Consider the following 14199-nt stretch of genomic DNA (forward strand, 5'->3'; position numbering starts at 1 on the left):
ATCGGTCCGTGAAAACTACCTCGATATTCTGCGCCATGCTCATGGCCTCGGCAGTCGTCGTTGCTGTGCCCGCACACGCGGCACCGGCCCGAACCCAAGCCTCCGGCACCGTCCTGTGGGAGGACCAATTCAACATCAACGGGGCTCCCGATTCCACGAAGTGGGGATTTCAGACCGGCCGCTGGGGAGCAGCGGCCGGAGAACAGCAGTACTACACCTCGGCAGCGTCGAACGTTGCCGTCTCCGGCGGATCACTGAACATCACCGCGCGACGCGAGAATCCGCCGGACGCGAAGCCTGCTCCGAACAATTTCACCAGCGCCCGCGTGGTCAGCATGTACAAGCAGACCGCCAAGGCCCCGGTGCGGATAGAGGCGTCGATCAAGATGCCGAGCGCGCAAGGACTCCTTCCCGCATTCTGGACCCTGGGAATGGAACCGGGCAACGAATACTCCTGGCCGCGACAGGGCGAAATCGACATCGTCGAGATTCCGGGGCTCAACGGCCCGTCCTTCAATGTCCACGGACCGGCCCAGAACAACCCCAACCAGGACATCAAAGGCGGCAGCGGAATCGGACCTGTCTCCAGCGGATACCACACGTACCGAATCGATTGGCTGCCCGACAAGATCACCTGGTACGTCGACGGAATTGCGCGTTTCACCGGAACCAAAGCCCAGTACGAGGGCATCGGCGGCAACTGGAACCCGTTCTCGGGCGCATGGCCGCACTACCTCTTGTTCAACGTTGCGGTGGGCAACGACTGGGTGGGCAAAACACCGACTTCGCAGCCGTATCCGCAGACCATGAACGTCGACTGGGTTCGCGTCAGCACCATCTGACCGCTTTCGGGTCACCCGAGGCCCAGCCATGACGGCTGGGCCTCGCGTGTGCGTAACCGACACGCTTTCACGACGAGAACAATTCCTGTGACTTTTATGAGCGCATGTCCTTTTTCGTAGGGACAGTTCACAAGTTCAGGAATACCGTCATGCCATGCGCGGAACCCGGCGGAGCCTCATCACCCTCGTTGTCGCCGCGTCCGCACTACTGCTCGCACCGCCGGCTCACGCCGGGCCGGTGATGCCGATCGCCGCCGCACCCGAGCAACCCGATCACGCCGACGCCATCCGCTATGCGGCCTCGAACCGCGACGCAGCCCCTCCTGGAGCAAACGACATGAGCTGCAGGCCCACCGCCGCTCACCCGAATCCGGTCGTGCTCGTGCACGGCACGGACGCCACCGCGTATTCGGACTGGGCCGGTTTCGCACCGATCCTCAAAGCTGCCGGATTCTGCGTCTTCGCCATCAACTACGGCACGTCGCCGGACGGTGAATCCAACGGCTTCGGCGTCATCGAAGACAGTGCGGCACAGCTGAAGTCGATGACGGTGTCGATACTCCAGGCAACCGGCGCGGCCAGAGTGGACCTGGTGGGCTACTCGCAGGGTGCCGCGGTTGCCCGATACTTCGTCAACAGGCTCGGCGGCGCATACGTCGTCGACCGATGGGTCGGCATCGCGTCACCCACCTACGGCGGCACCATGTACGGCGTCGCACCTGTCGTGCAGGCGGTGCCCGGCGCAACCGGGTTGCTGGCGGACGAATTCGGCCCGGGACTGGCCCAGTTGATGGCCGGATCGGACTTTCTCGACCGCCTCAATGCCGGCGGGGACACCGTACCTGGAGTCGAGTACACGTCCATCGCGACCGAGGTCGACGAGGTGATTCAGCCGTACACCAATGCACTGCTCCGAGATCCGGGTGCGCACAACATCGTGGTGCAGGACGTGTGCCCGGACACCGAGGTCGCGCACTTCACGTTCACCTACGATCCGACTGCGCTACGACTGGCTCTCAATGCTCTGGATCCGGCGAACGCGCGGCCTCCGACGTGCGTTCCGGTACCACTCGGAGCCGGGATCCTCGACGTCGTCCTCGCCAGCCACTGACCTGTCAGGTCAGCAGCTGGTGAGCCCTGAGCCCGACGTAGAGTTCTGCAGCCTGAATCGGATCGCGGAAGTCGCGGCCGGTGAGCTCGGCGACTCGCCGCAGCCGATACAACACTGTATTGCGATGGTAGTGAAGCGATTCCGCGGCATCGCGGGTGGAACCACCGCACGAGAACCACGCGTCCAGAGTGGCCAACAGGCTCTCCCGTTCGGCCCGCGGCAATGCCAACAGATTGCCGAGTATCTGCCGAGAGGCGATACGACCCGATTTCGGATCGCGGACCAGCAGTATCGGCACGGGTACGGAGTCGTAACGCACCGGTGCCGACGGTGCGGTCTCGGCCGAGGTGCACGAGCGCGCCAGCCGGGCCTGCCCCACCGCGTCACCGATCCCCGACGGGGAGCGGAACACCGAACTCACCCCAACCCGTCCAGGGCACAGCGCACCGATCGCGACGAGCGCGCCATCGATCTCCGATTCCGTTGCGGCACAGATGAGCCCGATGCTGCCGTCCACCTCGGCATCCCACACCGACTCGACTCCCGCCGTCCGCAGGCGGGCAATCAGCCCGTCGATCCCCACCGCTGCGGTCAACGGCTCCTGCGAGATCACCGCGAAGTAGCCGTGGTCGGGAATGCGGAACGTTCGCAACGCATCCGCTGCCGCAGTCGGATTCGCCGCGTGATCGGCGAACAGCACGCGAATGAGACGTCCACGAGCTTCGGCATTTTCACGCGCGCGCATGTCGGCGCTCTCTCGATAGGCCTCCGCAGCCTCGTCGGAGTACACGTCCACCAGCGCCCAGACCTGAGCGGCCATGTCGAGCAGAGCATGACTCGCCCGGCCGTCCGAGCGCTCCATCAGCTCGTCCCATACCAACCTGCCGCCGAGGCGAAATGCGTGCAGTAGGGCTGCCAGTGGTACTCCCTGCTCGGCCTTGAGCCGGCCCGCATCCCGAGCCGCCTCGAGCCGCATGGGTGCCAGACCGGACAACTTGCCCAGCATCGACGCCAGATTGCTCCGCGATGCGTCGTAGAGCTGATCGGTGGTGAGCAACGTCGATTCGAGGTAGGCGTGTTCCGCGCTCAGGATTCGCCGTACCAACTCGGTCGCCAGATCGTCGACGCCGTCGAGCATGGTCGCGGCCAGATCGGTCGGTGACGGGTGCAGGTCGAACTCGGTCGCGGACATGCCAGAACTCTAGCGGCACCGATGTAACCCATGCCACAGCGATTTTGTGCAGCGGCACAAACCGCCGCCCGCGATTGAGAGCCGTGGCCCATAGCCTCCCACGCCCGAGTGCGACGACAATCACACTGACCAGCCGTGTACCCGTACGACGAGTGGAGCCGAGAAGTTGACCAGCGATGTTTCCCCACACCTGCAGCCCGTACCGACGACGGATCCGAGCCCACATGAGGCAGTCGACTCCGCGCTCGCCGATCTGGCCCTGGGCGAGAAGAACTGGGGACGACTCACCCTGGCCGAGCGAAGGGCCCTCCTCGAACGCACCCATGCGCTGACCACCGCACACGCCCAGGAATGGGTGACGGCGGCCGCGTCGATCAAAGGCCTCGACGCCTCGTCCAGCCTCCTCGGAGAGGAATGGCTGTCCGGTCCCTACTCGTTCCTTAACGGACTGGGCACCGTCGCGCACACGCTTGCCGCACTCGAGGCCGACAACAGCCCGCTGGCGGATGCGAAATTCGGGACGGCACCGGGCGGACGCACGACAGTATCCGTGCTGCCTCTCAACATCTTCGAGCGTCTGCTGCTCAACGGATTCAGCGCCGAGGTGTGGCTGAAGCCCGGAATCGACCGTGCCACCGCACAGCGGACCGCGGGCCTGGCCCAGCTCGATCCCACCCGCACCGCCGGAATCGGAGTGGTACTCGGCGCAGGCAACATCACCTCGATCGCACCGCTGGACGCACTGTACGAGCTGATCGCGTTCAACCGGGTGGTCGCACTCAAACTCAACCCCATCATGGACCCACTGCTGCCGGTCTTCGAGAAGGTGCTCGCACCGCTCGTCGACATCGGTGCGCTGCGGTTGCTCACCGGAGGAGCCGACGTGGGCACCTACCTGGTCCGGCACTTGTCCGTCGACCACGTCCACATGACCGGTAGCTCCATCACGCACGACGCGATCGTGTTCGGGCCGGGCACCGACGGAGCGGCCCGCAAGGCCGCCAACGACCCGATCCTCACCAAGGAAATCTCCAGCGAACTCGGTGGTGTCTCGCCCACGATCGTTCTGCCCGGCGAGTGGAGCCGTGCCGACATCGAATTCCAAGCCGAACACATCGCCACCCAACGCCTGCACAACAGTGGGTACAACTGTGTCGCGTCACAGGTCGTCGTGCTGTCCTCGGAATGGAAGCAGCGTGACGAGTTCGTCGCAGCCCTGCGCGCCGCCCTCGACCGCGCACCGTCCCGAGCGCCCTACTACCCCGGCAGCGACAAGCGAGTATCCGACGCCACCGCCACCTACCCGTCCGCCGAACGACTCGGCGAACGCGGCGGCCGCGTTCTCATCACCGATCTGAACCCCGGCGAGTACGCACCGCTGCTGCAGACCGAGTACTTCGCGCCGGTCATGGGCGTGATCGAATTGCCTTACAGCGGAGCAGCATTCGCCGCCAAAGCGGTTCAGGCGGCAAACGAGGACTTCACCGGCACGCTCGGCATCAACATCATCGGCACTCCGAGCACCATCAAGGGACTCGGGGAGAAGTTCGACACGATGCTGGCCGACCTGCGCTACGGCACCATCGCCGTCAACGCCTGGACGGCCCTCGGATTCCTCACCGCAGCCGCCACCTGGGGAGCATTCCCCGGCCACACAGTCGACGACGTGCAGAGCGGAATCGGCATCGTGCACAACGCTCTACTGATCGACGGGGCCGAGCGAACCGTGGTGCGCGGGCCCTTCCGGCCGCTGTCACGTTCGCTCGTCAACGGTGAACTCTCCATCTCCCCCAAGCCGCCGTGGTTCGTCACCAACAAGACCGCAGCATCGACCGGCAAGTTGCTCACCGCATTCGCAGGTGCGCCGTCCTGGTCGAAACTCCCGGCAATCTTCGCTTCCGCCCTGCGCGGCTGACACCCACGTCGACGACGACCGATAGGACGATCATGAGCTCACAGGGCAAAACCGCCGACTACATCGTGGTGGGTGCAGGTTCGGCAGGCGCGGTGGTGGCCAATCGCCTCAGCGCAGACCCTCGCAACGAGGTGATCCTGCTCGAAGCCGGCCCCGAGGACAAGAACAAGTTCGCCCACATTCCCGCTGCATTCTCCAAACTCTTTCGCAGCGAGGTGGATTGGGATTACCTCACCGAACCGCAGCCGGAACTGCGCGACCGCAGCATCTACTGGCCGCGCGGCAAGATGCTCGGCGGCTCGTCGTCGATGAACGCCATGATGTGGGTGCGCGGGTTCGCTGCCGACTACGACGAGTGGGCGTCGGCGTCCGACGACTCGTGGTCGTTCCGAAACCTCGTCGGGTACTTCCGCAAGATCGAGAACATCGAGGGCACAACAGCACTCGACGCGGGAACCGACGGCCCACTCATCGTCTCTCACCAGCGCAGCCCCCGCGACCTGACGTCCTCGTTCCTCGACGCCGTCGAAGAAGCAGGCTATCCGCTGGAAACCGCCAACCTGCCCGAGCCCAAGGGCTTCACCCGCACGATGGTCAACCAGAAGCGCGGCGCACGGTGGAGCACCGCGGATGCTTACCTGCGACCGGCGAAGAAGCGCAAGAACCTCACCATACTGACCGAGGCACATGCCACCCGTGTGCTCTTCGAGGGCAGCGCCGCGGTGGGGGTCGAATATACCTCCGGTGGCTCTGTACACACCGTGCGTGCGAGCAAAGAAGTGATCCTGTCCGGCGGAGCCATCAACACTCCGCAGCTGCTGATGCTCTCGGGCATCGGCGACCAGGAACAGCTCAAATCCCACGGCATCGCCGTCCAACACCATGCGCCCGGCGTTGGGCAGAATCTCCTCGACCACCTGGCCGCCCTCATCGGCTGGAAGACCGAAAGAGACTCCCTCTTCCACGCCGAGAAGATCCCCGAGTTGGTCAACTACCTCACGCGCCGACGCGGCATGCTGACCTCCAACGTCGCCGAAGCGTACGGATTCATCAAGAGCCGAGAAGATCTTGCCCTGCCCGACGTCGAACTCATCTTCGGACCGGCACCGTTCTTCGACGAGGGACTCGTCGGCCAGGATTCGCACGCCGCCGTCATCGGCGCGGTACTCGTCAAACCCGAGAGCCGAGGCGAGATCACCCTCCGCTCGGCCGACCCCATGGCCAAGCCCATTGTGCAGCCGCGCTACCTCAGCGACCCCGGCGGACTCGACCGCCGCGCCATGATCGAAGGGCTACGGGCCTGCGTTGCAATCTCCGAAACCCCATCCATGAAGGGCGAGCTGGGCGACATCGTCCGGCCCAGGGTGGCGTCGAACATCTCCCCGGCGGACATGCTCACCGAAGCCCTCGAACAGAACGCCCACACTCTGTATCACCCCGTCGGCACCGCCCGTATGGGCAACGACGCCGACAGCGTCGTCGATTCCGAACTGCGGGTGCGGGGCGTCGACCGCCTTCGCGTCGCCGACGCGTCGATCATGCCCAGCATCATTCGCGGGCACACCCACGCGCCGTCGGTGGTGATCGGCGAACGCGCCGCGGACTTGATTCTGCGTTGATTTCCAGGTGAGCAGAACTTCGTAGCCAGAGTCGAATTTCTGCTCACCTGTGGTTTGCCCGTCCGAATTGTCGGGTAGTAGGTCGTCAGCCGCCAACCGGGGGATCGAGATGCTCACCCATCCGATCGGCAAGCAGCGCCGAATGACCAACAACGCTCGAGAGACGAGCACGGAAGGTAGACCGACATGTTCACTGTTCGTAAAGCTCTGGCCGCCACCGCAATCGGTGCACTGACCATCGTTCCGCTCGCCGCATGCTCCAGCGAGGAAGCATCCAGCACGGTCGATTCGGCCACCTCCTCCGCAGCAGAAGCAATGGAGAGCACACCCGAGCCCGCAGCCGAGGTCGCCGACCTCAGCAACGGCGTGGACACCGCGGTTGCACTCGACCCCGGCTTCCTGGGCGCGCTGACCACCCTGGGTCTCACCCCCGGCGTCGTCGGAACCGCCACTCTGGCAGACGGTTCCATCCGCTTCCCCATCACCGGCGGAGACGTCAAGTACTGGGAGCCCGGCACGGTCGACCCCTACGTCCAGGGTGAGATCAACCACGACGGCAGCGGCCTGTCGCTGACCGCAGGCGATACCGTCGTCGAGCTCACCAACTTCGACATCGACCCGGGCACTTCGCTTCTCACCGGTGACGTCTCGGTCAACGGCGCAGAAGCAGCCGCAGACGCAGTGTTGTTCGACCTCGACGGCCGCACCCTGCAGCCGCTGGCCACCGGACCCGACAACACCGCAATTCTGCAGGGCACCCAGGTGAAGATCTCGGAGACCGCTGCCGGACTGCTCAACGACACGTTCAAGACCGACGCTGTCACCCCGGGCCTGCTCGTGGGCGTTGCGACCATCACGGTCAAGACCTCCGCATAACAGTTTCCTGAGCCCGTGCGCGGGAGTTCGCCGTAAAATTACGGCGGCTCCCGCGCACGGGCGTTTGCATCGGACGATCAGGAGCCCACAGATGAGAGCGTTCACGAAGATGTACGGCGGACACCCGCTGCATGCAGTCGGTTTGCTGCTTTCGTTCGCACTGGTCGGGTACGTCGTTTCGATCGCGGGTCCGAAGACACTCTGGAACCACGATGTGTGGTGGCAGTCCATCATCGTGTGGTTCTTCGGTTCGGTCTTGCTGCACGATGCGGTGCTGTACCCGCTCTACTCCCTCGCCGACCGACTGATCAGCCAGCTGGCGGATCGACCATGGGCGCTGTCGCCGGTGAACTACATCCGAGTTCCCGCGCTCGGAACCGCGCTGACGTTTGTCATGTTCTTCCCCGGGATACTCTCCCAGGGTGCGGAGTCCTACCGAGCCGCAACAGGGTTGACACAAGACCCCTTCCTCGGACGCTGGCTCGTGTTGACCGCAGCGTTGTTCACCGTGAGCGCAGCCGCTTACGTCATTCGATCGATCTCCGTACGGGGCCGAGCATGAGCGTCACCGCCGACACACTCTTTCACCGCGCAGCAGCCGGACTACCCTGCTGGATAGGCGATTCCGACGGCAGCAGAGCGAAGCTCCCCACGGCCCGCTGGATGGGTGGCACCGCCTCGTCGGCGGAGGATCGTCGCGCGGATCACGCCATGCTCAGCCGATGTACCGGCCCCACCCTCGATCTGGGCTGTGGGCCCGGCCGTCTCACCGAAGCGCTCGCCCGCCGTGGAGTCTCGGCCCTCGGTGTCGACACCTCCCGAGCAGCTGTGGATCTGACCATCGGTCGCGGCGGCAACGCAGTTCTGCGCGACCTCTTCGAGCCGCTCCCCGATACCGGCAACTGGTCGTGTGTTCTGCTCGCGGACGGGAACATCGGCATCGGCGGCGATCCAGTGCGACTGCTCCGCCGAGCGGCAGACCTGCTGGCACCGCACGGAGCCGTCATCGCGGAAGTGGATGCGCCCAGCGACAAGGGAATTCGTCACCGCACCGTTCGGTGGGAAACCGAGACCATGGTCGGCGACTGGTTCGCCTGGTCCAGCGTCAGCGCCGACGCCACCGCAGATCTCGCCGGTGCGGCCGGCCTCCGGGTGGTCGACGTGGCTCCGATCGACGGGCGCTGGTTTGCTCAGATGACGCCGGCCACGCTCACCAATTCGTGAACAGTAGATGATTGATCGCCAACGCCCCGGTCACCTGAAGCGCCAACCAGACGCGATGCGTCCGGATCGGCAGCACAGCGGGCGCGATCAGCATCCACATCGCGAAGGGCAACCAGATTCGTTCGGTCTCGGCTTTGCTCAGTTGACTCAGGTCGGCCATCACCACGGCCGCCACGCCGCCGATCACCAGCAGGTTGATCGGCTCGATCCGGGTGAGGATGCGCGGAAATGCTGCGGGCACAGCGACACCGAGCGCGCAGAACAACGCCGCGAAGTTCGCCCAGCCCCAGTACTCGAACGGGCGGTCGGTCGCGATGCCCTGGTAGTAACGCTCTTGCACCAGCACATAGCCGTCGTACCACCAGAATCCGTACGCGGTGAAGATTCCCGCAACTGCCAGTGCACCGATCACCGCGCCGACGAACGGCAGAATTTTCCGGCCTGCGATCAGTACCGCTACAGCGGGCAGGCCCATCAGCACCAGCCCGTAGTTGAGATAGATGCCGAACCCGAGCAGCACTCCCGCACCGATGGACGCGGGCCACAGCCAGCGCTTCGTGGACATCGCCAGCAATGCGATACCCCACGCGGCCACGCCCGCATAGAACGCATCGGCCGAGACGGCGATCCAGATCGCCGCGGGAGCGACGGCCACGAACGGCGCTGCGCGCCTGGCCATGTCCTCGTCACCCAGAACGCGCAGCGTGAGCACCACCGCCACAGCCGCACTCGTACCGACCAGCACACACAGCGTTGCCGCCCAGGCTCCGCCCCCGAGACCGAGGCGGTCGAGCCAGACGAATGTCAGCAATGCGCCGGGCGGATGACCTGAGACATGCGTGGTCCACGAATCGGCCTGGTAATCCAGGATGCGCTCGGAGAACCCGCGCAGTGTGCCGGGGATGTCGGTGACGCCGGGGACCTCGTACAGGTACTCGTCCGTCGAAGCCAGCCGGTTCACGAAGCCGCGCTCCCAACCGTCGACCATCGCCAACGACATCGTCCAGGCCGCCGCGGAACCCCACACGACGAGCAACAGCCGCGACCACGACAGTCGGCGCGCCACCGTAGGCCCCCACAGGACGGTCGCGAAGGCGATCAGGACCGCAACGGGAGTTCCCCACCCCACGTGGAACTCACGGAAGCCGAACAACGGTGCCGCATCGGCGAAGTCGCGCACCTGCTGCGCGGTCTTGTTGATGATGGGCGTGACGAGTTCGTTGCCGAGGTACGGAACGACGAACGCGACCACGACCAGCACGACGGCCGACGCGGCGGCGACGGCTTCTCTCCAGTAACGGATAGTGTTTCTCCCTGCGGACTTTCACGACGAACACGACTGCGGACCAGCATATCGACCCGCGGTGATGGAGGATGAGCAGATGAACAACGACGCGAAAGGACGGGCCGAGATCGCCGTCATCGGCGGCAGCGGCTTCTACTCGTTCTTTTCCGACGACGCCCAGGAGATAGTGCTCGACACTCCCTACGGCGCTCCGAGTGCCCCGATCACGTTGGGTGAGGTGGAAGGTCGGCGGGTCGCGTTCCTCCCCAGACACGGCCGGAACCACGAGTACTCCCCGCACACGCTGCCGTATCGCGCCAACATGTGGGCGCTGCGGATGCTCGGGGTCAGTCGAGTGTTCGCCCCGTGCGCGGTCGGATCCCTGGTGTCCGAGTACGGCCCCGGCACCGTCGTGATTCCCGATCAACTCGTCGATCGAACCTCGGGACGTACACAGACCTACTTCGACGAGGGTGGGATTCACGTCGAGTTCGCAGACCCGTACTGCCCCGCATTGCGGAAGTCCGCGGTCCAGGACTCCGCTGTCGACGGCGGAGTCATGGTCGTCGTCGAAGGCCCGAGGTTCTCCACTCGCGCCGAAAGTCAGTGGTTCGCCCGGCAGGGCTGGACACTGGTGAACATGACCGGCCACCCCGAAGCAGTTCTCGCTCGCGAGCTGGAACTCTGCTACGCACCGATAGCTCTCGTGACCGACCTCGACGCAGGCATCGAGTCCGGTCAGGGCGTCAAGGCGGTCGATGTGTTCGCCGAATTCCAGAAGAACATCGAGCCACTCAAAGCACTGGTGCGCTCGGCCATCTCCGACGCTCCCACCGGCGACTGCCCCACGTGTCGTGTGCACACCGGGCTCACCCTGCCGATCGAGCTGCCATGACGCGGATACTGCTCACCGGCGCAGCCGGATTCATCGGCGGCCACATTCTGGACGCGGCCCGCAACTCCGGCCACGAGGTCGTTGCCGTCGACGCCATGCTGGAATCGGCGCACGGCCCAGGGGCCCGAGCGGACGGGATCATCGATCTCGATGTGCGAGACAAGGACTCGCTCGTCGACGCATTGCGCGGGGTCGATGTCGTGTGTCACCAAGCGGCAGTCGTCGGAGCAGGCGTCGATGCCGCAGATGCTCCGGCCTACGCCAGTCACAACGACTACGGGACTGCGGTTCTGCTCGCCGCGATGTACGAGGCGGGCTGCTCCCGCTTGGTTCTCGCCTCGTCGATGGTGGTCTACGGCGAGGGCCGGTATCTCAATTCGTCCGGCGAGACCGTCGTTCCCCGGCCCCGCACTCGCGCCGACCTCGACGCGGGGTTGTTCGACAACCGCGACCCCAGGTCCGGCGAGCCTCTCGATTGGCTTCTGGTGGAGGAAGATTCGACGCTGGAACCCAGGAGCATCTACGCAGCGAGCAAACTGGCACAGGAGAACTACGCCTCCGCATGGGCCGTTTCCACGGGCGGATCGGTGATCGCACTGCGCTATCACAACGTCTACGGTCCCCACATGCCGCGGAACACACCGTATTCCGGTGTGGCAGCGATGTTCCGATCGTCTCTCGAACTGGGACAGGCTCCCACGGTGTACGAGGACGGCAAGCAGGCCCGCGATTTCGTACACGTGCACGACGTTGCGGCCGCCAACATCGCCTCGATCGACGCAGAGTTGGACGGCTTCACCGCCCTCAACGTCTGCTCGGGACAGCCCATCACCATCGGTGAGGTCGCCACCATCCTCGCCGACGCGAGCGGTGGCCCCACGCCCGAGATCACGGGACGCTACCGAGCGGGCGACGTACGGCACATCGTCGCGAGTTCCCGACTGGCCGAACAGACATTGGGATTCCGCGCGAAGATCATGCCGAGGGACGGTCTCACCGCATTCGCCGACGCCCCGTTGCGCGACGCCGAGGGCACGGGACCGCCCCGTGTCTGAACCGCCATCGGTCACCGTGGTGATCCCCTGCATGAACGAGGCCGAATCACTTCCTGCAGTGCTGAATTCCATCCCTGCGGGCTACCGGACGATCGTGGTGGACAACAACTCGACCGACGGTACCGCCGCTGTGGCTGCGACCCACGGAGCCACGGTCGTAGCCGAATCGGTGCCCGGCTACGGTGCGGCCGTCCACGCAGGGGTTCTCGCGGCCGACACCGACGTCGTCTGCGTTCTCGACGGGGACGGCTCGATGGATCCGCGTGATCTGCCTGCACTCGTGGCAGCCCTCGAGCACGCGGACCTCGCCGTCGGCCGCCGACGACCGGTGAAGGGGAGCTCTCCACTGCACGCCCGGATCGGCAATGCCGTTCTGTCACTGCGACTCCGAACGAAATACAAGCTCCCGGTACACGACCTCGGAGCCATCCGCGCGGTCCGCCGTCAGGCACTGCTCGATCTGGACGTCACCGACCGCCGCTCGGGCTACCCACTGCAGCTGCTCGTACTGGCGGCCGAAGCAGGATGGACCGTCGTCGAAAAGGACGTCGTCTACCGACCGCGGACGGCCGGTACGTCCAAGGTCTCGGGCTCGGTGAAAGGGACGATCGTTGCCGTGCGAGATTTCTGGAAGGTGCTCTCGTGATCGTCACCGCGCTGATCGTCGCCAAAGCCCCTGTCCCCGGGCTGGCCAAGACGCGCCTCGCCGCCACGATCGGTGATGCAGCGGCGGCCGAACTCGCCGCGGCATCGTTGTTGGACACCCTCGATGCAGTGTCGGGCGCCGACGTCGATCGGCGCGTCGTCGCCCTCACCGGCACCCTCGCAGCCGCAGCCCGCGCCGACGAACTGACCCGAGCTCTGGCGTCGTTCACGGTGATCGCACAGCGCGGCGACGCGTTGGGCGAGCGACTGGCGAACGCTCATGCCGACGCGGCGACCACCGGAGCCGTGCTGCAGATCGGCATGGACACCCCTCAGGTCACGGCGACACTGTTGACCGACGCGGCCGCGAAACTCCGAAGCAGCGACGTGCTCGGATTTGCCGAGGACGGAGGTTGGTGGGCGCTGGGTCTGCGCAACCCCGGCCTGGCACGGGCATTGCTCGACGTCCCCATGTCCACTCCGTCGACCGGCGTCGACACGCTCGCTGCATTGACCGCCGCAGGGGCATCGGTCACGATGCTGACCCGACTACGAGACGTCGATTTCGAATCCGACCTGCAACCGGTATCGCAATTGTGTTCACCGATGAGCCGATTTCGTACAGCCGTAGAAAAGAACCGAAAAGAACAGCGCATTTAGTCCGTTCCCCACGGTCTGTTACCGGATCCCTGCGGCGATTGCGGAATCTCCACAGCTGTTGTGGAACAAGCAGCTTCGAGTTGTCCGAATTGCCGGACCGATAGGGACCAATATCGAATCGCAACAAAGCCGATCCACCGTTTCACGGCGATTTCACAGACACAGGTGCTACAAAGTGTGTCATGACCGGGTTGTTGATTGGCGTCGCCGTGTGGATGGTGTGCGCGACAGTTGTCGCCACAGTCCTCGGTCGCGTCGCGCACCGGGGTGATTCCGAGGAATTGGGATCGACTCTGGAGTGGAATGTCGACAGTCTCGATCGGGAACTGCACCACGAGAACTGACGGCGTTCAATCGACCCGTTCGACGATCTGGGTCAGAATGCTCGCAGCAGCGGCCAATGTCTCCCGCTGCTGTGAGGACAACCCGTCCAATTGCTCCGCGAGCGCAATCTCGCGAGCTGCAACCTCGTCGCGCGCGATGGCCGTTCCGGCGTCCGTCAATCGCAGAACCACCTGTCTGCCGTCCGTCGGGTGCGGCACTCGGCTCAGCAGACCCGATTCCTCCAGCGCATGTGAAGACCTGGACACCGACGGTGGCTTGATGCGCTCCCGGGCGGCCAACTCTCCCGTCGTCATCGAACCCTCGCGCAGCAGCGTCGTCAGAATCGACAGTTGAGCAACAGGCAATCTGTCGCTCGAGTGCCGCAGACGCAGCCTCCGATTCAATCGCATCGCACTGACGGACAAATCCCTCGCCAGCTGGGAATCGGGTAGATCACTCACACTGTCCAGATTACGACACCGAGGTGCATTCGCCCGATTTCCACGAAACAGCGGACAGCTCGAGGTACAACGTTTGCACCGATCGTCGTGTGCAC

At 64.9% G+C, this 14199-nt stretch carries 15 protein-coding genes; 12 read left to right on the forward strand and 3 right to left on the reverse strand.

The annotated features are described in order from the left end of the window. Positions 1-8 precede the first annotated feature (8 nt). Positions 9-842 (forward strand): glycoside hydrolase family 16 protein, encoded by an 834-nt coding sequence (locus ACNEOT_RS20125; protein WP_415976257.1) that lies wholly within the window; start codon positions 9-11, stop codon positions 840-842. A 154-nt stretch (positions 843-996) separates the two neighbouring features. Next, positions 997-1953, forward strand: a complete 957-nt coding sequence (locus ACNEOT_RS20130) for an esterase/lipase family protein (RefSeq protein ID WP_415976259.1) — start codon at positions 997-999, stop codon at positions 1951-1953. A gap of 4 nt (positions 1954-1957) precedes the next feature. Here ACNEOT_RS20130 and ACNEOT_RS20135 read toward each other — a convergent pair whose 3' ends face one another. Beyond that, on the reverse strand, positions 1958-3145 hold the full coding sequence (locus ACNEOT_RS20135; protein ID WP_415976260.1) for a PucR family transcriptional regulator: 1188 nt from the start codon (positions 3143-3145) through the stop codon (positions 1958-1960). A gap of 190 nt (positions 3146-3335) precedes the next feature. On the opposite strand from ACNEOT_RS20135, the gene ACNEOT_RS20140 reads away from it, so the two are divergent. The 5 genes from ACNEOT_RS20140 (at position 3336) to ACNEOT_RS20160 (ending at position 8779) form a co-directional block, all read left to right on the forward strand. Continuing rightward, a complete protein-coding gene (locus ACNEOT_RS20140; protein ID WP_415976377.1) occupies positions 3336-5060 on the forward strand; it encodes an aldehyde dehydrogenase family protein in 1725 nt (574 codons plus the stop codon). Positions 5061-5092: 32 nt separating this feature from the next. Beyond that, positions 5093-6679 (forward strand): GMC family oxidoreductase, encoded by a 1587-nt coding sequence (locus tag ACNEOT_RS20145; protein ID WP_415976261.1) that lies wholly within the window; start codon positions 5093-5095, stop codon positions 6677-6679. A 186-nt stretch (positions 6680-6865) separates the two neighbouring features. Beyond that, on the forward strand, positions 6866-7555 hold the full coding sequence (locus ACNEOT_RS20150) for a hypothetical protein (RefSeq protein WP_415976262.1): 690 nt from the start codon (positions 6866-6868) through the stop codon (positions 7553-7555). 91 nt (positions 7556-7646) lie between these two features. Continuing rightward, a complete protein-coding gene (locus ACNEOT_RS20155) occupies positions 7647-8117 on the forward strand; it encodes a hypothetical protein (protein ID WP_415976263.1) in 471 nt (156 codons plus the stop codon). Then, entirely contained in the window at positions 8114-8779 is a 666-nt protein-coding gene (locus tag ACNEOT_RS20160) for a methyltransferase domain-containing protein (protein ID WP_415976265.1), read from the forward strand. Before ACNEOT_RS20155 ends, ACNEOT_RS20160 begins: the two co-directional genes overlap by 4 nt. Here ACNEOT_RS20160 and ACNEOT_RS20165 read toward each other — a convergent pair. Continuing rightward, the gene (locus ACNEOT_RS20165) at positions 8766-10082 is read right to left on the reverse strand and encodes a hypothetical protein (RefSeq protein WP_415976378.1); all 1317 of its coding nucleotides are present in this window, start codon (positions 10080-10082) and stop codon (positions 8766-8768) included. The two genes, ACNEOT_RS20160 and ACNEOT_RS20165, sit on opposite strands and share 14 nt — an antisense overlap. Before the next feature lie 79 nt (positions 10083-10161). Between ACNEOT_RS20165 and ACNEOT_RS20170 the strand changes: the two genes are divergently transcribed. The 5 genes from ACNEOT_RS20170 (at position 10162) to ACNEOT_RS20190 (ending at position 13663) form a co-directional block, all read left to right on the forward strand. Next, on the forward strand, positions 10162-10959 hold the full coding sequence (locus ACNEOT_RS20170) for an S-methyl-5'-thioadenosine phosphorylase (protein WP_415976266.1): 798 nt from the start codon (positions 10162-10164) through the stop codon (positions 10957-10959). Continuing rightward, on the forward strand, positions 10956-12014 hold the full coding sequence (locus ACNEOT_RS20175; RefSeq protein WP_415976267.1) for an NAD-dependent epimerase/dehydratase family protein: 1059 nt from the start codon (positions 10956-10958) through the stop codon (positions 12012-12014). Before ACNEOT_RS20170 ends, ACNEOT_RS20175 begins: the two co-directional genes overlap by 4 nt. Further along, positions 12007-12660 carry a glycosyltransferase family 2 protein gene (locus tag ACNEOT_RS20180; RefSeq protein WP_415976268.1) on the forward strand — a complete coding sequence of 218 codons (654 nt, stop codon included), beginning with the start codon at positions 12007-12009 and terminating at the stop codon, positions 12658-12660. Before ACNEOT_RS20175 ends, ACNEOT_RS20180 begins: the two co-directional genes overlap by 8 nt. Then, positions 12657-13319 (forward strand): TIGR04282 family arsenosugar biosynthesis glycosyltransferase, encoded by a 663-nt coding sequence (locus ACNEOT_RS20185; protein WP_415976270.1) that lies wholly within the window; start codon positions 12657-12659, stop codon positions 13317-13319. The genes ACNEOT_RS20180 and ACNEOT_RS20185 overlap by 4 nt, the downstream gene beginning before the upstream one ends. A 182-nt stretch (positions 13320-13501) precedes the next feature. After that, positions 13502-13663: a hypothetical protein gene (locus ACNEOT_RS20190; protein ID WP_415976271.1), complete on the forward strand. Its 162-nt coding sequence runs from the start codon at positions 13502-13504 to the stop codon at positions 13661-13663. 6 nt (positions 13664-13669) lie between these two features. Here the strand turns inward: ACNEOT_RS20190 and ACNEOT_RS20195 are convergent, their stop codons facing one another. Beyond that, on the reverse strand, positions 13670-14104 hold the full coding sequence (locus tag ACNEOT_RS20195; RefSeq protein ID WP_415976272.1) for a MarR family winged helix-turn-helix transcriptional regulator: 435 nt from the start codon (positions 14102-14104) through the stop codon (positions 13670-13672). Between the last annotated feature and the right edge of the window lie 95 nt (positions 14105-14199).

The organism is Rhodococcus sp. 077-4 (assembly GCF_047782425.1).
Taxonomy (GTDB): Bacteria; Actinomycetota; Actinomycetes; order Mycobacteriales; family Mycobacteriaceae; genus Rhodococcoides.